This window comes from Pseudonocardia wallangbongensis (assembly GCF_054486945.1).
In genome coordinates, this window is sequence record NZ_JBRERS010000013.1 from 211,648 (window position 1) to 233,851 (window position 22,204).

Consider the following 22,204-nt stretch of genomic DNA (forward strand, 5'->3'; position numbering starts at 1 on the left):
TCTGCTCATGAGGATTCTGCGTCTGTCACTCATCGCCCCCGCCGGCGTCCTCGCCGTCCTGCTCGCGGGAGGGGGCGTCGCGCACGCCGCGCCGGACGGCCCGGACCTCGTCGGGACCTGGCTGCCCGCCGACGGCGCGGCGGGCAGCCACGCCTACGTCGCCCTGGAAGCCGACGGCACCTGGACCGGGTCCGACGGCTGCAACGGGACCAAGGGCACGTGGCACGGCGGGCCCGGCGAGGAGTTCGCGGCCACCTCGGGCCCCAGCACCAGGATCGGCTGCGAGAACGTCCCGATCGCCTCCTGGCTGGCGGACGCCACGCATGCGGAGCGCGACGGCGACACGCTCGTCCTGCGTGACGCGACCGGGGTGGAGACGGGCCGGCTCGTCGCAGGGTGACCTCGTACGCTCCCCGACTGTGGAACACGACCGCGGCGGGGGAGAGCGTTGAGCGCTCGGTTCAGCGTGCTCGGGCCGGTGGAGGCACGCGTGGACGGTCGCGTCATCGACCTCGGGCCCGCCCGGCAGCGCAACGTGCTCGGCGCCTTGCTCGTCGACGCGAACCGGAGCGTCCCGGCGGACGATCTGGTGACACGAACCTGGGGCGAGAACCCGCCGGTACGGGCGGTTCGCACGTTGCAGAGCTACCTCTCGCGGTTGCGCTCGCTGCTGACCGGTGAGTGCGTGATCCACCGCCGGTCCGGCGGATACGTCGTCGAGGTCGCCGAGGAATCCGTCGACCTGCACCGTTTCCGCAGCCTCGCGGCGGATGCGCGAGACGAGGACGACGACCGCGCCGCCGAGCTGCTGGACGACGGGCTGGCGTTGTGGCGGGGTTCGGCCCTCACGGGGCTGGCCACCCCGTGGGCGGCCCGCCTGCGCGAGGCGCTGCTCGTCGAGCGGTTCACCGCCGAGCTGGACCGCTACGACGTCCAGCTCCGGCGGGGCGAGCACGCGGCGATCCTGGTCGAGCTCGCGGCGCGCGCCGAGGAGCACCCGTTCGACGAACGGTTGGCCCGCCAGCTGCTCGTGGCCCTGTACCGCAGCGGCCGGCAGGCCGACGCCCTCCGGCGCTACGAGGAGATGCGGCTGCGGCTGGCCGACGAGCTGGGCGTCGATCCCGGGCCGGCCCTCCGGGAGATCCATCAACAGATCCTCACCGCCGCACCCGCGCTCGAGGCCACCGGAACGCGGACGGCCACGGTTCCGGTTCCGCGCCAGCTGCCCGCGCCGCCTGCGGTTTTCACGGGGCGGGCCGCCGAGCTCGCGGCGCTCGACATGGCGCTCGACCGGCAGGACGGTGCGGGGCGTCCCGTCGCGATCTCCGCGGTCGGCGGGTCCGGCGGGATCGGCAAGACGTGCCTGGCCCTGCACTGGTCGCACCGCAACCTCGACCGCTTCCCGGACGGCCAGCTGTACGCGAACCTGCGCGGGTACGACGACGCCGAACCGGTGTCGCCCGCGGTCGTGATCCGCGGGTTCCTGGATGCCCTCGGCGTCGAGTCGCGGGCCGTCCCGGGCGGGGTGGAGGCCCAGGAGGCCCTGTACCGCAGCCTGGTGGCGGACAAGCGGATGCTGATCGTCCTGGACAACGCCCGCGACACGGACCAGGTCGCGCCGCTGCTCCCGGGGGGTCGCGGGTGCAGGGCCATCGTCACGAGCCGTCAGCAGCTCGGCGGTCTCGTCGCGAGGCACCACGCGAGGTCGATCCCGCTCGACGTGCTCCCCGACCCGGACGCCCGCACGCTACTGGCCGGCCATCTCGGCCGCTCCCGGGTGGCGGACGAGCCCGGCGCCGTGGCCGACCTGCTGCGGTACTGCGCCGGCCTGCCCCTGGCGTTGAGCATCGTGGCCGCCCGGGCCGGCACCCGTCCCGCCTTCCCGCTCGCCGGGGTGGCCGAAGAGCTCCGGGACGCCGCGCTCGACGCCCTCGACGGCGGCGAGGTGCGGGCGGACCTGCGGGCGGTGTTCTCGTGGTCCTACAACGCGCTGAGCGCCGATGGAGCGCGGCTGTTCCGGCTGCTCGGCCTGCACCCCGGGCCCGACATCGCGCTGCCGGCCGTCGCGAGCCTCGCCGGTCTCGGCACGCGCGACGCGCGGCGGGTGCTGGCCGAGCTGACCCGCGCGAGCCTGCTCACCGAACACCGCCCCGGCCGGTTCGTCCTGCACGACCTGCTGCGCGCCTACGCGAGCGAGAAGAGCCGTGCCCACGAGGCCACCGACGTACGCGACGACGCCCTGCGCCGGATCCTCGACCACTACCTGCACACCGCCCACGCGGCCAGCAGGCTGCTCACCCCGACCCGGGTACCGATCACGGTGGGCCCGCCGGCGCCGGGGGTGACCCGCGAGGACCTGGCCGACCTCACGCAGGCGGCGGCCTGGTACGGCGCCGAGCGACCGGTGCTCCTGGCGGCCGTCCGGCATGCCGCCGGCACCGGGTTCGACGCGCATTCCTGGCAGCTGGCCTGGGCCCTCGGCTCGTTCCTCGACCAGCACGCGTACTGGAGCGACCACGGCGCGGCCTACGGCACGGGGCTCGACGCCGCGACGCGCCTCGGCTCACCGGAGGCGCAGGCGCTGATGCACCGTGGCCTCGCCCGGGCCCACACCCGGCTCGGCGCCCACGAGGACGCCAGCTCCCACCTCGAGCGCGCCCTGGACCTGCACCGCGAGCTCGGGGATCGGAACGGCGCGGGTTTCGTCCACATGGGCCTCGGCCGGCTCTTCGCGGAACAGGGCCGCAGCGCCGAGGCGCTTCCACACACCGTGCAGGCACTGGAGCTGTACCGGGCCACCGGCCACCTCGCGGGGCAGGTCCACGCCCTGGCCGCGCTCGGCTGGTGCCAGGCGCAGATCGGCGATCACCACGACGCCCTCGCATCCTGCGCGGAGGCGCTGCGGGTGGCCGGCGAGGTCGACGGCGTCCCGGTGACGGGTCTCTGGCTCACCCTCGGCTACACCCACCAGCAGCTCGGCGACCGCTCCCGCGCCACCGACTCCTACCTCTGTGCACTCGCGGCGGCCCGGGGTGGGCGGGACGTGACTGCCGAGACCGAGGCGCTGGAGGGCCTCGGGGACGTGTACCAGGCCGCCGGGAACGTCAGCCGCGCCAGCGCGAGCTGGAACGAGGCGCGCGCCATCCACGAGGCCAACGGCCGGCCCGGGGCCGTCGAGGCGCTAGACCGGAAGCTGGCGGACCTGGCCGGCGCCGTGCGCGAACCGTCGTGAGGAACCGCCGGCCCGGGACCGGCTAGCCGGAGAGGTCGTCGGAGCGGCCCGCGGCCGGCCGGGACCACTGCGCCGTGGGGCGGCCGTCGAGGCGGAACCGCTCACCCGCGGTGGTGCACGGCTGCGGCCGGCCGGCGAGTCCTGCCCCCAAAGATGTGACTTGCCGGACGGGCCGAACTCATCACGTGCGCTCGGATAATGTTCGAGCGCCATGGTGAACCTGACCCAGCTCGAGGTGTTGATCGCCGTCGTCGAGTCCGGCGGCTTCTCGGGTGCGGCCAAGAAGCTCTACATGAGCCAGCCGTCGGTCTCCAACCACATCCGCAACCTCGAGAACTCGCTCGGGGTGCAGCTGGTGCAGCGCACCACGCAGGGCGCCCGCAGCACGCCGGCCGGGGAGGTCGTCGTCGAGCACGCGCGTCGGATCTTCGCGACGGTCGGCTCGCTCGAGCGCGCGGTCGCGGGCTACCAGGGGCCCACCGCGGGCCGCCTGGTCGTCGCCGGCACGACCACGCTGGGCACCTACCTGTTGCCCCGGCTCGTCGCCGACTTCTCGCAGCGGGCACCGCAGGTCCGCTGCCAGATCCGCGTGGGCAACGAGGACGCGGTCGAGGCGTGGGTGGTGCGCGGCGAGGTCGCGCTCGGCCTGGGCGTCGACACGCCGCGCGAGGAACGGCTGACGGCCGAGCCGCTGTTCGAGGAGGGCCTCGTCCTCGTCGCGGCGGCCGGCTCGCCGCTCTCCGGGCGGACCCTGCGGCCCGCCGATCTCGCCGGCCGGCGGTTCCTCATGCGCGAGATGGGTTCGGCGACCCGGCGCCAGCAGGAGGCGGCGCTGCGCAACTGGGGCCTCGACGCGGCGGACACCTGGGACCTCTGGGGGCCCGACACCCTGAAGGAGGCCGTGCACGCCGGGCTCGGGCTCGCCGTGCTCTCCGAGCACATGACGGCCCGCGAACGCGCGGCCGGCACGCTCGCCGAGCTGACCGTGGACCCGCCCCCGCCGAGCCGGACGGTGTCGCTCGTGCGCCGCACCGACCGCACGCTGACCCCGCCCGAGGAGGCGTTCGCGGCCCAGCTGCGCGCGATCGGGTCCTGGCCGGTCTGACAGCCACGTGAGGGCGCACGGGAAGCGGTACGCCGCCCGCTCACACACCAACTTCCGCGCTCACACACCAACTGCAGTTGCTGTGCCGGCGCACAAGTTGGTGTGTGAGCGCTGGCGTTGGCCTCGCCCGGGCCATGATCCGGATCGCTAGTAGGCGATGCAGGCCGAGCGCAGGTCCGTGTAGAAGTCCCACACGTCCGGCGAGCACTCGGGCGCGCCCAGCTGGGAGGCCTTCGTCCCCATGTGCGGCAGGTGCGCGTACGCGCCCACGCCGGGCCGGTTGACGTGCAGCATCCCGGCCTGGAAGTCCTGCAAAGCCTGGAACATGAGCGCCGGGTCGCGCGTGAAGATCGTGCCCGACATGCCGTAGCGCACCGAGTTGGCGATGCGCATCGCGTCGTCGTAGCCGTCGCAGACGATCACCGAGAGCACCGGCCCGAAGACCTCCTCCTGCGCGAGCTCGCTGTCCCACGCGACGTTCGTCAGCACCGTCGGCTGCACGAAGTACCCCGGGGTGTCCACGACCTCGGCCTCGCCGCCGCAGGCGACGTCCGCGCCTTCGGCCACGGCCTTCCCGATCGCGTCCAGGCAGGCCTGCTGCCGTTGGTCGTTGACCACCGGGCCGATGTCGGCCCACTCCTGGTCGCCGCGCCCGACCCGCATCGCGCGGACCCGGGGCAGCAGCCGCGCCAGCAGCTCGTCGTGCACCCCCCGGTCCACGACGACGCGGCTGGTGGCGCTGCAGCGCTGCCCGCTCTGCCCGAACGCGCCGTGCAGGATCGCCGCGACGGCCGCGTCCAGGTCGGCGTCGGCGAGCACGATCAGCGCGTTCTTGCCGCCGAGCTCGAGCTGGGTGCGCAGGAGCCGGTGGGCGCCGGCGCGGTTGATCGCCTGCCCGACGGGCAGCGAGCCGGTGAACGAGATGCCGGCCACCCGCGGATCGGCGACGAGCGCCTCGCCCGCCTCCCGGTCGCCCTGCACGAGGCCGAGCACGCCCGGGGGCACCCCGGCGTCGGCGAACGCCTGGACGAGCAGCGCCGACGTCAGCGGCGTCAGCGGGGACGGCTTGAGCACCGCCGCGCACCCGGCCAGCAGCGCGGGGGCCACCTTCCACATCGGGATCGCGAGGGGGAAGTTCCACGGCGTGATCAGGCCGACGACGCCGAGCGGCCTGCGGAAGGTGACCGCGAAGGTGCGGAGGTCCTCGGCGGGCGTGGTGATGCCGCCCAGGCGGCGCGCCTCGCCGGTCGTGAACTCCAGGATCGCCAGCGAGCGGGCGACCTCGCCGCGGGCCTCGGACAGCCGCTTGCCCTGCTCGCGGGTGATCGCGGCGGCGAACTGCTCGGTGCGTTCCTCGATCAGGCGCGCGGCCCGGCCGAGGACGACGGCCCGCGCGATGGGGCCGATCGCGTCCCACGCCGGTTGGGCGGCGGCCGCCGCGTCGACCGCTGCGGTGACGTCGGCGGCCACCGACTCGGGGAACTCGCCGATGACGTCCCGCGTGTCGGCCGGGTTGACGTTGGGGCGGACCTGCCCGCCGCGGCTCGGGGCCCACGTGCCCGCGATGTGGTTGAGCAGGTGGTCGGGGTGGGTCACGGTTGCTCCATGTGGACGGCCACGCGCGCGGCGGTACCGCGGCGGGCGGCGGCGACGGCCGCGTCGATGTCGGCCAAGGGGTACGGGTCGGACACCAGGCCGGCGAGCCGGTCCCGGAAGGGCGTGCGGCCGAGGAACGCGACCGCTTCCACCAGGTCGTCGAGCCGGTAGTTGTGGCAGCCCACCACCGTGGTCAGGTTCTTCACGAAGCCGCTCGGTTCGAAGCGCACCTCGGGCGCCGGGGAGACCGAGCCGATGAGCGCGACCCGCCCGCCCGTGTCGACGACCTCGAGCGCGGCCTGCACCGCCCGGGTGCTGCCGGAGAGCTCCAGTACGACGTCGGCGCCGTGCTCGCGGGCGGCGTCCGCGAGGCCCTCGGGCGCGCAGACGACGGTGGCGCCGAACCGCAGGGCCAGGTCCCTCCGGTCCGGTCGACGTCGCAGGCCACGACGTGCTCGGCGCCGCGGTCCCGCGCGTACGCGACGGCGGTGAGCCCGAGCATCCCGCAGCCCTGCACGACCACGGCGTCGTCGGCGGTGAGCCCGACCCGCCGCGCCGCGCCGGTCACGGTGGCGGTGGCGCAGTTGGCCGGTGCGGCCACCGCCGCGGGCAGCGCGTCGGGCACGGGCACCAGGCCGGTGCCCGCGACGAGGTGGCAGTGCGTGGCCAGGCCGCCGGACAGGAACCAGTGGTCCTCGACCGCCTCGTGGCCGTACTTGCGCACGCTCAGGCACTTCTGCGGGATGCCGCGGCGGCACCGCCGGCACGTCCCGCAGGACGTGCCGATCGTCCAGGTGATGCGGTCGCCGGCCGCCAGCGGCTCCCCGGACGGCCCGGGCACCGTCCCCCCGGTCGCGACGATCGTGCCGACGGCCTCGTGCCCGAGCACCGTGGGCAGCGGGGTCGGCCGGTCACCGGCGATGGTGTGCAGGTCGCTGCCGCAGATCGTGGCCAGCTCCACGGCGACGAGCACCTCACCGGGCCGCAGGTCCGGCAGGGGGTGCGGGCCGACCGAGAACCCGTCGTCGACGCCCGACCAGATCGCGGCGGTCGCGGTCGCGGGGCGGGCCCGCAGGCTGGAGGTCATGGGCTCGGCTTCTCCCGGTTCAGCGGCGGATGGTGAGGGCGGTCAGCGCGCTGCAGGCGCAGCAGACGGCGACGATGGGGAAGATCAAGGACGTGTTGCCCGTCTGGTCCATGATCCGGCCGACGAGGGGCTCCGCGGCACCGGCGAAGAGGTAGGCGAAGAAGTTGACGACGCCGACGGCGGTGCCGGCCATCAGCTTGCCCGCGAGGTCGGGGCACAGCGCCCAGAACGAGGACTGGGGGCCGTAGACGAAGAACCCGGTGAGGAACAGGACGATGATCCCGGCGGCCGTGCCGAGCTCGGCGAGGTACATCGTCATGGCGGCGACGGCGCCCGCGGCCATGAAGAGGGCGATCGGCAGGTCGCGACGGGATCCGAAGAGCCGGTCGGAGAGCTGCCCGTTGGTGAGCGCGCCCACCGCCATCCCGACGGGCAGGGCGACCGAGATCCAGATCGGGTCGATCGCACCGCCCCCGTCCTCCCAGTCCGCGCCGAGGAAGTGGACCGGCACCCAGATCAGCAGGCCGTAGCGGGCGGCGTTCTGGAAACCGATCGCGACGCCGGTCGACCAGATCTTCGGGTTGCGCAGCACCGACCGGTAGCGCCCGAGCGACCGGCTCGGGTCGGCGCCCGGGGAGGTGGGCTCGGCGTCGGCGGTGTGCGACGGGGGAGGCGTGATCTTCGCCTCGGCCGGGTTCTCCCGCGCGACGAGGTAGAACGTGATGCCGCCGACCAGCATGAGCAGCACCGGGATCCGGAAGATCCAGTGCCAGTCGAGCTCCCAGACGCCGACGATGAGCGTCGAGGTCACGAACGCCAGCACCGACGACAGGCCGGCGGCGAAGGTGTAGAAGCCGAAGCTCTTGCCGCGCTCGTGCGGGCCCCACCAGTTGGAGATCACGCGCCCGCCGGACGGCCAGCCCATCGCCTGCACGAAGCCGTTGGCCCCCCAGAAGACGGCGAGGGACTTCGTGCCGACGGCGAAGCTCGTGCACCAGTTGAGGATCGTGGACAGCACCGCGCCGAGCGCCATCAGGCGCCGGCCGCCGAGCTTGTCGGCGAGGTTGCCGTTGACCATCTGGCCCACGGCGTAGCACCACAGGAGCGCGCCGCTGATGGCGCCGAGCGTGGTCTTGGAGAGCCCCAGGTCCTCCTGGATCCCGGGGATGGCGAAGCCGAAGGTCTGCCGCCCGGTGTAGAAGAACAGGTAGCAGAACATCGCGGCGAGCAGCATGCGCCACTTCAGCCGCGAGAAGGTGCGCTCGGAGACGGCGGTGGCGGCCGGGGCCGGCGGATTGGTGAGGGACATCGTCGTACCTCCCGTCCTTGTGGTCGATCAGGCGGCCGCGTTGGCCTTGGACTCCTCCTCGGCGACGAGCGTCGTCGCCACCCAGAACGCGTCGTAGTTGTGCACGCAGGCGGGGGCGCCGTACGGCTCGTCCAGGTCGTCGGGACGCGGCAGGCGCCGGTTGACGACGAACGGGACCTGCAGCTCACCGAGGCCGCCGTGCGAGCGCAGCGGCGCGTCGAGCCCGGACAGGTCGTGCCACTCCGGGTAGCGGCCCACCGCGGTGCCGGCCTCGGCGAGCACCACGAGGTCGCCGATGCGGTCTGCGGGGAGGCCGAAGCGCTCGCTCGCGTCCTCCCGGTCGAGGGCGATCTCCACGCCGTCCAGCGACCGGAGCCGTTCGAGCACGGCGGCGCGGTCGGCCCCGTCGGGGAGGTGGACGGTGGCGAACGAGCCCAGCGCCCCGTGGTGAACCGTGTAGGGGTCGGTGATCGGCAGGATCACCCGCAGGCCCTCGGTGTCGTCGCCGAGCACCGTGCGCAGCTCGTCCTCGATGTAGAGCACCCGGGCCCGCCCCTCGCGGTCGGTCTTGGCGCTCATCCCGTGGTCGGCGGTGAGCAGGACGACCGCGCCCAGCTCCGCCAGGCGCGCCGCGTAGCGGTCGATCATCGCGTAGAAGTCGTTCGCGACCTCGGTGCCGGGTGCGTGCTTGTGCTGGATGTAGTCGGTCAGCGACAGGTACGTCAGGTGCGGGCGCCTGCCCTCGAGGATCGCCGCGCCCGCGGCGAGCACGAACTCGCTCAGGTCGGCCGAGTAGACCGACGGCAGCGGCATGCCGACGAGGTCGAGGACGTCGCCGATCCCGTTGGTCGCGACGGTGGCCTCGTCGGCCCGCTCCGCGGAGAAGCAGATCCCGCGCCCGGCCGGGGGCACGAACTCGCCGCTGCCGTCCGGGCCGGGGCCGTCCTCGACCAGCCCCGCGCCGAGCAGCCTGCGCAGCTTGTCCTTCGCGGTCACGACGGCCACGTCGAGGCCGGCTTCCGCGGCACCAGCGAAGACGGTCGGCGCGCGCAGGAAGCGCTTGTCGTTCATCAGCACTTCCTCGCCGCTCGCGACGTCGAAGATGTAGTTGCCGCTGATCCCGTGCACGGCCGGCGGGTGGCCGGTGGCGATCGACAGGTTGTTCGGGTTGGTCAGCGCGGGAAGGGCGCAGTGCGCGGGCCACGAGCTGCCCTCCCCGCCGAGCACCCCGTGCAGCCACGGCATGCGGCCCGCCGCCAGCGCCTCCACGTGGTAGTCGGGTTCGCTGCCGTCGATGCAGATCACGACGACCGGCGCGGCCGGCATGACGTAGGTCCGGCCGTTGACGGCGAACGATGTCGGCTCCACTGTGGGCGCTCCTCCCGGGGTCCGGATGCGCCACAACGGTCCGTCGAGAGGTGCCGATGAGGAACCCGGCTTCCGCCTATGGCGGCGATAGCCCGCCCGCGGGAACGCGCCGGACCAGGCAGGGTGGAGGATGTCCCCACCGTCGGAGGAGGAACCAGCCGTGAGCGGGAGCCCACCCGTCCCCGTCGCACTGCGGACGTTCATCGATGCCACGAACAGCGGCGACTCCGACGCGTTCGTCGGTGTCTTCACCGACGACGCCGTCCTCGACGACTGGGGCCGGGTGTTCCAGGGGCACGACGGTGTCGCGGCGTGGAACCGCACGGACAACATCGGGGTCCGCTCGCACTTCGAGCTCGTCCGCCTCGAGCGGACCGACGATCCCCACCGCGTGGTCGCAACGCTGAGGGTCACCGGCGGCGGCTACAACGGCACCGGCCCGATGACCTTCGAGTTCCGCGGTGACCGGATCGCGCGGCTCGTGATCGCCCCCACCGGCTGAACGGCTCACCGCGCCCGGCCGGTGGCGGACCTTCTACCAGGGGATGAAGGACCGGCCCGACACCACGTTCGGCACCATGAACGACGACGTCATCGCCCACTTCGACCCGTCGTTCCAGCGCGCGGACTTCGCCGGAATCATCCTGGGTTCGGCGTGGCCGGAGTGAGGACCCGGCGCGGGAATTCCTCTCCCCACTTCAACGTATAGCGCACCCGGGGGCTTGCGGCAAGACCCGGGTCGTGCCGCAGAATCTGCGCCGCACCTGCGGAAAGTGAAATGCGAACTCAGTGAACGGGTGGTTCATGTTCGATGTGATCATTGCCGGCGCCGGGCCGACCGGCTTGATGCTGGCCGGTGAGCTGCGGCTGCACGGCGTGCGCGTACTCGTCGTGGAGAAGCTGCCCGCGCCGACGAAGGAGGTCCGTGCGCTCGGCCTGCACGCGCGCAGCGTCGAGGTGATGGACCAGCGCGGTCTGTTGGAACGGTTCCTCGCGCACGGTAGGCAGCACCCGATCGGTGGCTTCTTCGCCGGCATCCCCAAGCCGCAGCCCGCCGATCTGGACACCGCGCACGCGTACGTCCTCGGGATCCCGCAGACCGTCACCGAGCGCCTGCTGGGCGAGCACGCGGTCGAGGTGGGTGCCGAGATCCGCCGAGGCTGCGCACTGGTCGGGCTGAGCCAGGACGAGCACGGGGTGAGCGCCGAGCTGGCCGACGGCACGCGGCTGCGGTCGCGCTACCTCGTCGGCTGCGACGGTGGCCGCAGCACGGTGCGCAAGCTGCTCGGCGTCGGCTTCCCCGGTGAGCCCTCCACGGTGGAGACGCTGCTGGGCGAGATGGAGGTGGCCGTTCCGCCGGAGGAGGTGGCCGCCGTGGTGACCGAGGTCCGCAAGACCTACAAGCGGTTCGGCCTCGGGACTTCCGGGGACGGGGTGTATCGCGTCGTCGTGCCCGCCGAAGGGGTGGCTGAGGACCGCTCGGTGCCGCCGACCCTCGAGGAGTTCAAGCAGCGGCTGCGGGTGTTCGCCGGCACCGACTTCGGCGTGCACTCGCCGCGCTGGCTCTCCCGCTTCGGCGACGCCACCCGGCAGGCCGAGCGCTACCGGGTCGGCCGGGTGCTGCTGGCCGGCGACGCGGCCCACACCCATCCGCCGACCGGCGGCCAGGGCCTCAACCTGGGCATCCAGGACGCGTTCAACCTCGGCTGGAAGCTCGCCGCCGAGGTCGCCGGCTGGGCGCCGGAGGGCCTGCTGGACAGCTACCACGCCGAACGGCACCCGGTGGCCGCGGACGTGCTGAACAACACCCGCGCGCAGATGGAGCTGCTGTCCCCCGAACCGGGTCCGCAGGCGGTGCGCCGGCTGTTGTCGGAACTGATGGACTTCGAGCAGGTGAACCGGCACCTGATCGAGAAGCTCACCGCGATCGGGGTCCGCTACGACCTCGGCGAGGGCCACCACCTGCTCGGCCGGCGGATGCGGGACGTGGGACTCAAGCGGGGCCGCCTCTACGAGCTGACGCGCGACGGCCGCGGCCTGCTGCTCGACCAGACCGGCCGGCTCTCCGTGGCGGGATGGGCGGACCGGGTCGACCACGTCGTCGACGTCAGCGAGGAACTGGACGCGCCCGCCGCGCTGTTGCGGCCGGACGGCCACGTCGCCTGGGTCGGTGAGGATCAGCAGGGGCTGCTCGACCAGCTGCCCCGGTGGTTCGGCGCGGCCTGACCGCGGTCATCCCGCCGGCTCCTCGGTGCGCTGCGGCCTGCAGATCGTGGCGAGGAGGAGCAGCAGGGCGGTCTGCCCGAGGACGCCGGGCGCGAGCGGCGGGGCCGGCCCGACGGTCTTGGTGAGGGCGTACCAGCCGCGTTGGAGCAGCGAGAACGACTCCCAGGTGGCGGCGTAGCGCGCGTCGTGCGCACCGGTGCCGACGTTGACCAGGAGGTGTTCGAGCACGCCGTAGGCGGAGGCGCCGAGGACGAGCACCGCGAGGACGCGGGCGGCGGTCGTGCCCCGTCGTCCCGGGAGGAGCAGCAGCAGCACCGCGGCCAGGAGGGCCGCCAGGGCGGCCCACGGGATGAGCTGCTCCCATTCGTTCCAGTGCCGCTGTGCCGCCAGCTCGAACGCGGTGGCGAGGATGCCGATGACGGTCAGCGCGATGAGGCCGCGCCGCACGAGGACGACGGCGGGCACGCCGCGGGTCCGTAGCGAGTGGGTCATGGCGTCAGCGCGCAACGATCTTGCCGTTGGTCATGGGCCACAGCGTCGGGGACGGACCCTGTGAACATGCTGAAGACGTTGCTGCCGGCCGCCACGGAGCGGAACCATGGGGCGGAGAAGGGATGTGACCTCTGTGGTGTCGACGGTTCTGATCGTGCTCGTCGCGCTGGTGGCGCTGTTGCTGGCCGGCGGTGTGCGGATGGTGCAGCAGTACCAGCGGGGTGTGGTGCTGCGGTTCGGGCGGTTGCTGCCCGAGGTGCGGCAGCCGGGGCTGCGGTTGATGATCCCGGTGGCCGACCGGATGGTGAAGGTGCCGGTCCAGACGATCGTGCTGGACGTGCCGCCGCAAGGCGCGATCACCAGGGACAACGTGACCCTCAGCGTCGACGCGGTCGTCTACTTCCGGGTCACGGATCCGGTGAAGGCGGTGGTCAACGTGGAGAACTACCTGGGGGCGATCTCGCAGGTGGCGCGCACGTCGCTGCGTTCGGTGATCGGCCGCGCCGACCTGGACACGATGCTGTCGGACCGGGAGCAGGTCAACTCCGAGCTGCGGGCGGTGATCGACACCCCGACCGACGACTGGGGGATCACGATCGACCGGGTGGAGATCAAGGACATCGCGCTGCCCGAGACGATGCGCCGTGCGATGGCCCACCAGGCCGAGGCCGAGCGGGACCGCCGGGCGCGGGTCATCTCCGCCGACGGCGAGTTCCAGGCCTCGGCCCGGCTCGCCGACGCCGCCCGGGTCATGGCCGATACGCCGGGTGCGATGCAGCTGCGGTTGTTGCAGACCGTCAGCGACGTGACGTCGGAGCAGAACAGCACCCTCGTGATGCCGCTGCCGGTGGAGCTGCTCCGCTTCTTCGAGAACGCCACCGGCACGCCCGCGATCACCAGAGATCAGGAGGCAGATCCTCGGTGAGGTCGTCGAGCTCGCCGCAGGTGCGGGCGGCGTAGGCGGCCTGCGTCCGTTCGTCGAACTCGACGAGGGTCAACCGCCCGTCTCGCAGCGCCCGCTCCAGGCGGCGGACGACGGCATGCCGCTCCACATCGGACGCTCGGTGTTCGCGTGGCACCGCGGCTCCATCCTCTCGATGGATCCCAGGGTAAGGCGGGCCGGGCCGTCGCGGGTCAGTGCTCGGCCGCGTCGGCGTCGAGGGTGATGACGACCTTGACGTCGTCGGGCTGGGCGGTGAACGCGTCGGCGAACGACTCCAGGGGGACCCGGCGGGTGACGAGGCGGGCCAACCAGTTGCCGTCGGCCTTGGCGAGGGCGTCCGCCGCGGTCGCGTAGTGGTCGGGGTTGGCGTTGACCGAGCCGATGACGACGTCGTTCTCGAGGACGATGTCGCGGTTGAGCGCGCCGGCGTCGACCGGGAGCCGGCGCCCCGCGGAGGAGACACCGGTGAGGCAGACGATGCCGTACGGCGCGGTGTTGGCCATGGCGCCGAAGACCAGGGGCGCCGCGCCGGTGGCCTCGATGACGACGTCGGGACGCAGGGCGCCGGCGACCTGTCCGATGTCGTCCGAGTGATAGGTGGCGCCGAGGTCGCGCACGAGGGCGGGCTTGGGCCCTGCGGTGACCCGGTCCAGCACGTGCACCTCCAGACCGCGTTGCGCGCCGAGCAGGGCGGCCAGCAGCCCGATCGGGCCGGCGCCCGTGACCAGCACGGTCCTGGGCTCGAACCAGGCGCGCGAGCCGATCTTGTCGACCTGGTCCCAGGCCTTGGCGACCACGCTGGCCGGTTCGAGGAGCATGCCGACGTCGGCGAGGCCGGGATCCAGGCGGACGGCGTAGTCGGTCTCGACGACCCAGCTCCGGCTCGCGTAGCCGTCGCGTTCCTTGATGCCGCGCTCGGTGTAGCGGCCGTTGCGGCACATGTCGAACTGCCCGTGCGCGCACGCGCCGCAGGGGACCGGGTCGGGGCGGCGTACCACGCCGACGACGAGGTCGCCCGCGCCGAAGCCGCTGCCCGCCGGTGCCTCGCGGACCCGGCCCAGCGACTCGTGGCCGATGATCAGCCGGTCCCGCCCGGGCGGCGCCCACCCGTACTCACCGCCTGCGATCTCCCGGTCCGTGCCGCACACCCCCACGGCGATGCCGTCGACGAGCAGCTCTCCCTCCCCGGGACGCGGGTCCGGCATATCCGCGACCGCCAAGGAGCCGGCTTGCAGCGGGACCACGGTCAGGGCGCGCATCAGCGCTCACCTCCACGAGAACTCGTGCCGGACAGGTGCCGGGCGGCGTTGACCAGCCCGACGTGGCTGAACGCCTGTGGCGTGTTGCCGAGGTGCCGCCCGCCGGCGGGGTCGTACTCCTCGCTGAGCAGGCCGAGGTCGTTGCGCAGCCCGAGCAGCCGCTCGAACAGCTCCCGCCCCTCACGTTCGCGTCCGATGCCGAACAGGGCGTCGGCCAGCCAGAACGTGCAGACGATGAAGGCGCCCTCGCCGCCGGGCAGCCCGTCCACCCCATGGCCGCCGCCGCTCGGGTCGGCCTGTGTGTGGTAGCGCAGCAGGAACCCGTCGGCGCTCAGCTCCCGCTGCACGGCGTCGACGGTGCCGGCGACCCGGGGGTCGTGCCAGGGCAGGAACCCGACCCGCGGGATCAGCAGCAACGCCGCGTCCAGGCCGGACGAGCCGTAGAACTGCGTGAACGTGGCCCGGTCGGCGTCGTAGCCGCGCTCGCACACGTCGGCGTGGATCCGGTCCCGGGTGGCGCGCCACCGCGCGACCGGGCCGTCCAGGCCGGACCGCTCGACGGCTTGTACCGCTCGGTCCAGCCCGGCCCAGGCCATGACCTTGGAGTGCACGAAGTGCTGCCGGTCGCCGCGTACCTCCCAGAGCCCGTTGTCCGGGTCGTCCCAGTGGCCCTCGAGGAACTCCAGCAAGGCCTTCTGCAGGTCCCACGCCGGTTCGTCCGCCTCGATGCCCGCCTCCCGACCCAGGTGCAGCCCGTCGAGGACCTCACCCCAGACGTCGAGCTGGAACTGCCCCGACGCGGCGTTGCCCACCCGGACCGGGCTGGAGCCCTCGTAGCCGCCGAGCCAGTCGAGGGTGTACTCGGGCAGCCGCCGGGTGCCGTCGATCCCGTACATGATCTGCAGGTCGGCGGGGTCGCCGGCCACCGCCCGCAGCAGCCACTCGCGCCACGCCTTGGCTTCGGCGACGAACCCGGTTCCCAGCAACGCCTGCAGCGTGAAGGTGGCGTCGCGCAGCCAGCAGTACCGGTAGTCCCAGTTCCGCGGCCCGCCCAGCTGCTCGGGTAGCGAGGTGGTGGCCGCGGCGACGATCCCGCCGGTCGCGGCGCAGGTCAGCGCCTTGAGCACGACCAGGGAGCGGCGCACCGCCTCCTCCCACTCGCCCTCGTAGTGGAAGTGGCGCATCCAGGACGCCCAGAACCGCTCGGTGTCGGCGAGCGCGGCTTCCGGATCGGCCGGGCGCGGCCTGGGTTCGTAGGAGGGCCGGTAGGTCAGGACGAACGGAACCCGCTGCCCGGCCGCCACCGTGAACTCGGAGTAGGCGGTCATGTCCTCGCTGCGCAGCGGGGCGGGGGTGTGCAGCCAGGCCGCGTCGGGGCCGGCCACCGCGGCCAGCTCGCCGCTGTGGTGGCGAACCCACGGCACGATCCGGCCGTAGTCGAACCGCAGCCGCAGCGCCATCCGCATCGGCACCCGCCCGCTGACCCCTTCCACGACCCGTACGACGTCGGCGGCCTCCCCCCGCGGGGGCATGGCGTCCACGACCCGCACCGACCCGTCCGGCGTGTCCCATTCCGTCTCCAGCACCAGCGAGTCGCCCCGGTAGCGGCGACGCGTGCACGCCTCACCGCCGGCCGGGGCGAGGCGCCAGAACCCGTTGCTCTCGTCCCCGAGCAGCGCGGCGAAGCACGCCGGCGAGTCGAACCGCGGCAGGCAGAGCCAGTCGATCGATCCGTTGCGGCCCACCAGCGCCGCCGTGTGCAGGTCGCCCAGCAGGCCGTAATCCTCGATCCGGGTCATCCCGTCAGGCCCGCGGTCGCTGGGCGGGCTCGTGTCGAAAGTCGGCACGCGACATCGGAAGGCCTCCCGAACTGGTCGTCACTGCGGCGTCTCCTGCCCGAACCTTGCGTACCCCTCGACGCCGTGGCGACACGACCCGCGGGTGCTACCGCGAAACGTCAGGAGATCGTCGGTTGCGCGCCGGCGCGTCGCGCATCGAAAGTGGGTGGCCGCCTGCTCGACGGCACGGGGGAGGGCGTATGGAGCGGTGCCTGATCGTCGACGACCACGCGCAGTTCCTCGCGGCCGCCCGGGCCCGGCTCACCCGGGACGGGCTGGACGTGGTGGGCACGGCGACCAGCCAGCACGAGGCGTTGGAGATGGCGGAGGACCTGCAACCGGACATCGTGCTCGTCGACGTCAACCTTGGCAGCGAGAGCGGCTTCGAGCTCACCCGACGCCTCGTCGCGCACTTCCCGCAGCTCGGCTCCCGCGTGGTCCTGATCTCGACGGGTGACCACGAGGACTACGCAGAGATGATCGCGGCGAGCCCCGCAGCGGGCTTCCTGCCGAAGGACCTGCTCTCCGCGCGGGCGGTCCGCGAGGTGGTGCGCTAGGCGTGCCGCGAACCGCCCTCGCCCGGGCTCTTGCGACTGTTGGCATTGAAGCGCGCCTTCTTCTCGCGATTCCCGCAGGTGTTCATCTCGCACCATCTGCGGGTGCGACTCCGACTGGTGTCGAAGAAGGCGGCCTGGCACGTTGGTGATGCGCACAGGGCGAGTCTTCCGTCGCGTTCACCTGCGATGACGCTGATCGCGTCGGCGGCGATGACGCTCAGGGCATCCTCCATGGAGGACGTCGAGCCGAGCCGCCATTGCCGATTGCCCTCGGGTGTCAAGATGGCCGCGGCCCGCCCCAGGGTGCTGAAGTCGTTGATGACCTGGACGGCAGCCAGGGGGAGGGGGTCTCGGCGCGCGGCCGCTGTCGCAGCGGCGTGAATCGACTCCCTCAGCTCCCGGGCGCGTTCGAGTTGGGTGTCGGTGCAGGACTCCACGGCGAGGCCGCTCACCGCCAGCCAGTCGACGAGCCGGTTCGGCGTGGGGATGCGCTCCACGGCGTCGCCGTGACGCTCGCTCAGGGTCCCCGTGAAGCTGGTCGCCAGCACCTTGCCGAGGCGGAAGTCGGGAAACCGAGCACTCATGGAACCACCATAGCTGGTTGCACCCCGACGTCGAGCCATGTAGAACCGTCTTAGCTGGTTCTGGCTGGTCTCGAGTCGGTCCCAGCGATGACCACACGCCGGTGCGTCACCGATCACCCCGGAGGGGGCATCTCATGAACCGTCGAACCAGCGACGTGCAGGCATTCGAAGCCCACGCGACCGACACCGACCTCGACGACCTGCGCGCGCGACTGGCCGCAGCGCGGCTGCCGGAAGCCGAGACGGTCTACCGCGCCGGGCCCGACCCTCGCCGATGGGAACAGGGCGTTCCCCTTGCCGACCTCGTGGACGTCGTGAACTACTGGCGCACCGGGTACGACTGGCGGTCGTTCGAAACGCGCCTCAACGAGATCGGCCAGTTCCGAACGATCATCGACGAGCTGGGAATCCACTTCCTGCACCGCCGGTCCGCGCGCTCGGACGCCGCTCCGCTGATCTTGACGCACGGCTGGCCGGGCAGCATCGCCGAGTTCATCGACGTGGTGGACGAGCTGGCGGATCCGAAAGACCCGGGCACGCCGGCGTTCCACGTCGTGGTCCCGTCGTTGCCGGGTTTCGGCTACAGCGACAAACCGGCCACCACCGGGTGGGGAACGGAGAAGATCGCGGCCGCCTGGGTGGAACTGATGGGGAGGCTCGGCTACGGGAAGTTCGTGGCCCACGGCGGCGACTGGGGAGGCAACATCACCACGGTCCTCGCCGGCAGGTTCCCGGAGCACGTTCTCGGCATCCACACGACGTTCGCGGAGGGCCTGCCCGGGTCGACGACGGACGGGCTGACGGCCACCGAGCGCAGGTGGGCCGAGGAGACCCACGACTTCTGGCACCGCCGCGCGGCGTACGCGAAGCAGCAGGCGACCCGACCGCAGACCATCGGCTACTCGCTCGTCGACTCACCGGTCGGGCTGCTCGCCTGGATCCTCGACAAGTTCGCCGAGTGGACGGATACCGAGGACAGCCCGTTCGAGACGATTTCCAGGGACCGCGTTCTCGACGACGTCACCCTGTACTGGCTGACGCGGTCCGGCGCATCGTCGGCCCGCATCTACTACGAGAGCCACGCCTCGCTCGACCCCGAACTTCGCGTCGATGTCCCGTCGGCAATCACCATGTATCCCCGCGACATCGAGAGGTATCCGCGTCCCTGGGCGCAGGAGCGGTACCGGCAGATCGTCCGGTGGAGGTCGCCTGAGTCCGGGGGGCATTTCCCGTCGCTCGAGGTTCCCGAGTACTTCGTCAAGGACCTGCAAGACGGCCTCGCGGCAGTGCTGGCCGCCAATCGGTGAACGGGGCCGGTCCCGGTCCCGGCACGGTCACGTGGCGGCGAACTCGCCGTCTTCCTCTCTTTCAACTGCTCCCCCCGAAGTCCTGGTTCGCCGCTTCCATCAGGGCTTCCGCCCGACAGCGCCGTAGATGCAGGGTCGTGCGGGGTCGCCCGGCTCGATGTTCCGCCAGTCGGATGCGTACACCACGCCCGGTTCGACGAGCTCCAGGCCGTCGAACAGGTCGGAGAACTCGGTGCGCGTACGCAGGTACGCGGGGTTGGACGTGCTGCCGTACTCCCGCTCCAGGTTCTGCAGCTGTTCGGCGGCCACCGGGATGGCCTCGACCACTGCGGCGATGCGGAACCCTTGCCCACCCCTGAAGGCGCCCTGACGTTCCTCGAACATCCGCCGGTCACCGTGGTGGCGTGCGCATCTCGCAGGCAGTGGGCGACCACACGGTCCCGGAGGAGGGGGAGGCCGTGCGGCGCCTGCTGCAGCGGGTGGGCCTGGGCCCGCGCCGCGACGAGCTGGACGCGGCGCGGGCGGCCGGGTTCGACGCGACGCTCGCCGGGCTGCTGACCGTCCCCGGGCGCGACGCCGGCGCGGCCATGACCCCGCCGCCCGTCCTCCCGCCGCCCGAACGGCGGGCCCGGAAGAACGACCCCGGCGCCCGCAAGGAGCAGCGGCGGGAGGCGATGGCGCAGTCGCGCCGGCTCGGGGTGTGGTGGCTGGACCGGATGGCCGCGGCGGACGAGCCGTTCCCCGAGCGGATGGCGTGGTTCTGGCACGGGCACTTCGCCACCAGCGCGCGGAAGGTGCGCCACCCGCAGCTGATGTCGGCCCAGAACGAGACGCTGCGGCGGCTCGGCCGCGGCGACTTCCGCGCGCTCGCCCAGGCGATGATCGTCGACCCGGCGATGCTGGTCTGGCTGGACGGCCGCGGGAACCGGGTCGGCAGGCCGAACGAGAACCTGGCCCGCGAGTTCATGGAGTTGTTCACCCTCGGCGTCGGCAACTACCTCGAGGACGATGTGCGGCAGGCGGCCCGGGCGCTGACCGGATGGCGGATCGACCTCCCGACCGGCACCGCCCGCCTGGACCCGGCCGCCCACGACGCCGAGCCGAAGACCGTGCTGGGCGCCACCGCCAACTACGACGCAGCCGGACTCGCGGACCTGCTGGTCACCCAGCCCGCCTCCCCGCGCTTCCTGGCCGGGCGGGTCTGGCGCCGGTTCGTCTCCGACACGCCGCCGGACCCGGCGACCCTGGACGCGCTGGTCGCGGCGTACGGCCCGGCCCACGACATCACGGCCCTGGTACGCGCCGCGGTGACGTCCCCGGCGTTCCGGTCCGCGTCCTCGGTGCTGGTCCGCCAGCCGGTGGAGTGGCTGGTCGGGGCGCTGCGTGCGCTCCGCCTGCCCGCCTCGCGGGTCAAACCCGCCGCACTCGCCGGAGGCTTGCGCGACCTCGGCCAGACCCCGTTCTTCCCGCCGAGCGTCGGCGGCTGGCCGGCCGGGCTGCCCTGGCTGTCGACGGCCGCGGCGCTGGCGCGGGTCCGGACCGCGCGGGCGTTGACGGGGGTCGCGGACCTGTCCCCGGTGGCCGACGTGCCGGCGCCCGGGCGGGTCGAGGCCACCGCCGCGCTGCTCGGGCTGCCCGGGTTCACGGCGCGCACCGCGGACGCGCTGGCCCCGCTCGCCGGGCATCCGCCCGACCTGGTCGCGGCCGCCCTCTCGTGCCCCGAGAACACCGTCAGCGCCTGAACCGGAGGCTCCGTGAACACCCTCACCCGGCGCAGGTTCCTCGCCTACAGCAGCATGGCGACGGCCGCCGCCGCCGCGACCACCGCCGGTTGGATGCAGCTCGCCGACCGCACCCGCACCGACCCGCTCCCGCCGGGCGCCCCGGTTCTCGTGCTCGTCACGCTGTACGGCGGCAACGACGGTCTCAACACGGTCGTGCCGGCGGCCGACCCGGCCTACCACTCGGCCCGGCCCGATCTCGCCTACGACGAGGGCGAGGTGCTCGACCTGGGGGAGGGGCTGGGCCTCAACCCGGGCATGACCGGGCTCAAGCAGCAGTGGGACGCCGGCACGCTCGCGATCGTGCGCGGAGCGAGCTACCCGAAGCCCGACCACAGCCACTTCCGTTCGATGGACATCTGGCAGACGGCGGATCCGGTCCACCCCACGTCGACCGGGTGGATCGGGCGCTGGCTGGACGCGAACGGCGGGGACCCGCTCGCCGCGATCTCCTTGGAGCCGGTGTTGCCGCCGCTGCTGGCGGGGGCGACCACGACCGGTGCCGCGCTCCCGCTGCGCGGGCTGGCCCTGCCGCGCGGCGCGCTCGGCACGGCGTTCGCGGCGATGGGCGCGGGTGCGCCCGGCGAGGCCGCCCAGCAGGCCACGGCGGCGCGCTCGATCGCCGACCTGCACCGGACGGTGGACACGTTCGGCGCCGCGGTCGATGACGGCGGCACCGGCGGTGGTCCGCTCGCCGCGCAGCTCGACGTCGTGGCCCGCTGCATCGAGCTGGGCGCCCCGAGCCGCGTGTACTCGGTCAGCCTCGGCGGGTTCGACACGCACGCCGACGAGCGCGGCACCCAGCAGGGCCTGCTGTCCGAGGTGGACGCGGCGGTGTCGGGGTTCCTGACCCGGATGACCGGTTCGGACCGCGGACGGCAGGTGGTGCTGATGGCCTACTCCGAGTTCGGGCGGCGGGTGGCGGCGAACGCCAACGAGGGAACCGACCACGGCACCGCGGGCCCGGTGCTGGTCGCCGGCAGCGGGGTGCGCGGCGGGTTCGTCGGCGAGCAGCCCAGCCTGACCGACCTCGACGACGGCGACCTGAAGGCGACGACGGACTTCCGCGACGTATACGCCACCCTGCTGACCCGGGTGCTGAACGCGGACCCCGAGCCGGTGCTGGGTGAGGGACGTGCAGAACTGCCGTTGTTCGCCTGATACTGCGGCGGCAGATCGTGATCATGTTGCTGGTCGGTGGCTGGCGCCCGAAGGCCCTGCCGGAGGCGGCTTCTCCATGATCACCTGGGCGTGGCTGCCCTTGGGTGGGCGTTGTGGCGGATGTCGGCCCGATCATGATGGGTTGATCGTCGCGGGATCCTGCTCAGCGCCCCGCGGGCCGCCCACAGCGGTATGGCTCCATAGTGCTGTCAGGGAGGCCCCCAGAACAGCACTACGGGGCTCTCCTGTCCGATGTGTGGATCACGTTGCGCGTCCGGGCAGGGGCGGGCAGAGGCCGCCGAGGGCGAGCATGGCTAGTGCGATGAGTGCTTCGGGCCGAGCGAAGCCAAACGCGACCC

At 73.0% G+C, this 22,204-nt stretch carries 21 protein-coding genes and 1 pseudogene; 11 read left to right on the plus strand and 11 right to left on the minus strand.

Annotated features, from left to right (window positions below; all coding sequences use genetic code 11):
* Positions 1 to 7: 7 nt before the first annotated feature.
* The 3 genes from ACU436_RS34945 (at position 8) to ACU436_RS34955 (ending at position 4,337) form a co-directional block, all read left to right on the plus strand.
* Entirely contained in the window at positions 8 to 400 is a 393-nt protein-coding gene (locus tag ACU436_RS34945) for an META domain-containing protein (protein WP_459031350.1), read from the plus strand.
* 90 nt (positions 401 to 490) lie between these two features.
* The gene (locus tag ACU436_RS34950) at positions 491 to 3,232 is read left to right on the plus strand and encodes an AfsR/SARP family transcriptional regulator (RefSeq protein WP_459031351.1); all 2,742 of its coding nucleotides are present in this window, start codon (positions 491 to 493) and stop codon (positions 3,230 to 3,232) included.
* 211 nt (positions 3,233 to 3,443) lie between these two features.
* The gene (locus ACU436_RS34955; protein ID WP_459031352.1) at positions 3,444 to 4,337 is read left to right on the plus strand and encodes a LysR family transcriptional regulator; all 894 of its coding nucleotides are present in this window, start codon (positions 3,444 to 3,446) and stop codon (positions 4,335 to 4,337) included.
* A gap of 147 nt (positions 4,338 to 4,484) precedes the next feature.
* Here the strand turns inward: ACU436_RS34955 and ACU436_RS34960 are convergent, their stop codons facing one another.
* The 5 genes and pseudogenes from ACU436_RS34960 to phnA form a co-directional block, all read right to left on the minus strand.
* Positions 4,485 to 5,933, minus strand: coding sequence for an aldehyde dehydrogenase family protein (locus ACU436_RS34960; protein WP_459031353.1), 1,449 nt, complete (start codon positions 5,931 to 5,933; stop codon positions 4,485 to 4,487).
* Entirely contained in the window at positions 5,930 to 6,700 is a 771-nt protein-coding gene (locus ACU436_RS34965; protein WP_459031375.1) for a zinc-binding dehydrogenase, read from the minus strand. Before ACU436_RS34965 ends, ACU436_RS34960 begins: the two co-directional genes overlap by 4 nt.
* Positions 6,610 to 7,020 (minus strand): annotated as a pseudogene (locus ACU436_RS34970) (alcohol dehydrogenase catalytic domain-containing protein); the annotation flags it as partial. The pseudogene ACU436_RS34970 and the gene ACU436_RS34965, both read right to left, overlap by 91 nt.
* Before the next feature lie 19 nt (positions 7,021 to 7,039).
* Entirely contained in the window at positions 7,040 to 8,329 is a 1,290-nt protein-coding gene (locus ACU436_RS34975; RefSeq protein ID WP_459031354.1) for an MFS transporter, read from the minus strand.
* A gap of 27 nt (positions 8,330 to 8,356) precedes the next feature.
* Positions 8,357 to 9,697 (minus strand): phosphonoacetate hydrolase, encoded by a 1,341-nt coding sequence (gene phnA / locus ACU436_RS34980; RefSeq protein WP_459031355.1) that lies wholly within the window; start codon positions 9,695 to 9,697, stop codon positions 8,357 to 8,359.
* Positions 9,698 to 9,857: 160 nt separating this feature from the next.
* Between phnA and ACU436_RS34985 the strand changes: the two genes are divergently transcribed.
* From ACU436_RS34985 to rox, 3 genes are all read left to right on the plus strand, one after another.
* Entirely contained in the window at positions 9,858 to 10,199 is a 342-nt protein-coding gene (locus ACU436_RS34985; RefSeq protein WP_459031356.1) for a nuclear transport factor 2 family protein, read from the plus strand.
* 43 nt (positions 10,200 to 10,242) lie between these two features.
* Complete coding sequence (locus ACU436_RS34990; RefSeq protein WP_459031357.1) at positions 10,243 to 10,365, plus strand: hypothetical protein; 123 nt, start codon at positions 10,243 to 10,245, stop codon at positions 10,363 to 10,365.
* A gap of 136 nt (positions 10,366 to 10,501) precedes the next feature.
* Entirely contained in the window at positions 10,502 to 11,923 is a 1,422-nt protein-coding gene (gene rox / locus ACU436_RS34995) for a rifampin monooxygenase (protein WP_459031358.1), read from the plus strand.
* A gap of 6 nt (positions 11,924 to 11,929) precedes the next feature.
* Here rox and ACU436_RS35000 read toward each other — a convergent pair whose 3' ends face one another.
* Positions 11,930 to 12,388: a hypothetical protein gene (locus ACU436_RS35000; RefSeq protein ID WP_459031359.1), complete on the minus strand. Its 459-nt coding sequence runs from the start codon at positions 12,386 to 12,388 to the stop codon at positions 11,930 to 11,932.
* 151 nt (positions 12,389 to 12,539) lie between these two features.
* On the opposite strand from ACU436_RS35000, the gene ACU436_RS35005 reads away from it, so the two are divergent.
* Entirely contained in the window at positions 12,540 to 13,340 is an 801-nt protein-coding gene (locus tag ACU436_RS35005; protein WP_459031360.1) for a slipin family protein, read from the plus strand.
* Here ACU436_RS35005 and ACU436_RS35010 read toward each other — a convergent pair.
* From ACU436_RS35010 to ACU436_RS35020, 3 genes are read right to left on the minus strand one after another with little or no spacing between them, the layout of a single operon-like run.
* The gene (locus ACU436_RS35010; protein WP_459031361.1) at positions 13,309 to 13,494 is read right to left on the minus strand and encodes a DUF1707 SHOCT-like domain-containing protein; all 186 of its coding nucleotides are present in this window, start codon (positions 13,492 to 13,494) and stop codon (positions 13,309 to 13,311) included. The two genes, ACU436_RS35005 and ACU436_RS35010, sit on opposite strands and share 32 nt — an antisense overlap.
* Positions 13,495 to 13,549: 55 nt before the next feature.
* Positions 13,550 to 14,617, minus strand: coding sequence for a glucose 1-dehydrogenase (locus ACU436_RS35015; protein WP_459031363.1), 1,068 nt, complete (start codon positions 14,615 to 14,617; stop codon positions 13,550 to 13,552).
* Entirely contained in the window at positions 14,617 to 16,416 is a 1,800-nt protein-coding gene (locus ACU436_RS35020; protein WP_459031364.1) for a glycoside hydrolase family 15 protein, read from the minus strand. The genes ACU436_RS35015 and ACU436_RS35020 overlap by 1 nt, the downstream gene beginning before the upstream one ends.
* 239 nt (positions 16,417 to 16,655) lie before the next feature.
* On the opposite strand from ACU436_RS35020, the gene ACU436_RS35025 reads away from it, so the two are divergent.
* Positions 16,656 to 17,012 (plus strand): response regulator, encoded by a 357-nt coding sequence (locus ACU436_RS35025; protein ID WP_459031365.1) that lies wholly within the window; start codon positions 16,656 to 16,658, stop codon positions 17,010 to 17,012.
* On the opposite strand, the gene ACU436_RS35030 is transcribed toward ACU436_RS35025, so the two are convergent.
* Entirely contained in the window at positions 17,009 to 17,596 is a 588-nt protein-coding gene (locus tag ACU436_RS35030) for a CGNR zinc finger domain-containing protein (RefSeq protein WP_459031366.1), read from the minus strand. The genes ACU436_RS35025 and ACU436_RS35030 overlap by 4 nt on opposite strands.
* A 134-nt stretch (positions 17,597 to 17,730) precedes the next feature.
* Here ACU436_RS35030 and ACU436_RS35035 point away from each other — a divergent pair, with 134 nt between their 5' ends.
* The gene (locus ACU436_RS35035) at positions 17,731 to 18,903 is read left to right on the plus strand and encodes an epoxide hydrolase family protein (RefSeq protein ID WP_459031376.1); all 1,173 of its coding nucleotides are present in this window, start codon (positions 17,731 to 17,733) and stop codon (positions 18,901 to 18,903) included.
* Between the two features lie 99 nt (positions 18,904 to 19,002).
* Here the strand turns inward: ACU436_RS35035 and ACU436_RS35040 are convergent, their stop codons facing one another.
* Positions 19,003 to 19,287 carry an SAM-dependent methyltransferase gene (locus ACU436_RS35040; RefSeq protein WP_459031367.1) on the minus strand — a complete coding sequence of 95 codons (285 nt, stop codon included), beginning with the start codon at positions 19,285 to 19,287 and terminating at the stop codon, positions 19,003 to 19,005.
* A 20-nt stretch (positions 19,288 to 19,307) separates the two neighbouring features.
* Here ACU436_RS35040 and ACU436_RS35045 point away from each other — a divergent pair, with 20 nt between their 5' ends.
* Both ACU436_RS35045 and ACU436_RS35050 read left to right on the plus strand, forming a co-directional pair.
* Positions 19,308 to 20,645, plus strand: a complete 1,338-nt coding sequence (locus ACU436_RS35045; protein ID WP_459031368.1) for a DUF1800 domain-containing protein — start codon at positions 19,308 to 19,310, stop codon at positions 20,643 to 20,645.
* Positions 20,646 to 20,657: 12 nt separating this feature from the next.
* Positions 20,658 to 21,845, plus strand: coding sequence for a DUF1501 domain-containing protein (locus ACU436_RS35050; RefSeq protein ID WP_459031369.1), 1,188 nt, complete (start codon positions 20,658 to 20,660; stop codon positions 21,843 to 21,845).
* Positions 21,846 to 22,204 lie beyond the last annotated feature (359 nt).

Coding starts and splice junctions, on each gene's coding strand:
- ACU436_RS34945 (WP_459031350.1), top strand. CDS start 8: ATGAGGATTCTGCGTCTGTCACTCATCGCCCCCGCCGGCGTCCTCGCC.
- ACU436_RS34955 (WP_459031352.1), top strand. CDS start 3,444: ATGGTGAACCTGACCCAGCTCGAGGTGTTGATCGCCGTCGTCGAGTCC.
- ACU436_RS34975 (WP_459031354.1), bottom strand. CDS start 8,329: ATGTCCCTCACCAATCCGCCGGCCCCGGCCGCCACCGCCGTCTCCGAG.
- ACU436_RS34990 (WP_459031357.1), top strand. CDS start 10,243: ATGAAGGACCGGCCCGACACCACGTTCGGCACCATGAACGACGACGTC.
- rox (WP_459031358.1), top strand. CDS start 10,502: ATGTTCGATGTGATCATTGCCGGCGCCGGGCCGACCGGCTTGATGCTG.
- ACU436_RS35015 (WP_459031363.1), bottom strand. CDS start 14,617: ATGCGCGCCCTGACCGTGGTCCCGCTGCAAGCCGGCTCCTTGGCGGTC.
- ACU436_RS35020 (WP_459031364.1), bottom strand. CDS start 16,416: ATGACCCGGATCGAGGATTACGGCCTGCTGGGCGACCTGCACACGGCG.
- ACU436_RS35025 (WP_459031365.1), top strand. CDS start 16,656: ATGGAGCGGTGCCTGATCGTCGACGACCACGCGCAGTTCCTCGCGGCC.
- ACU436_RS35030 (WP_459031366.1), bottom strand. CDS start 17,596: ATGAGTGCTCGGTTTCCCGACTTCCGCCTCGGCAAGGTGCTGGCGACC.
- ACU436_RS35035 (WP_459031376.1), top strand. CDS start 17,731: ATGAACCGTCGAACCAGCGACGTGCAGGCATTCGAAGCCCACGCGACC.
- ACU436_RS35040 (WP_459031367.1), bottom strand. CDS start 19,287: ATGTTCGAGGAACGTCAGGGCGCCTTCAGGGGTGGGCAAGGGTTCCGC.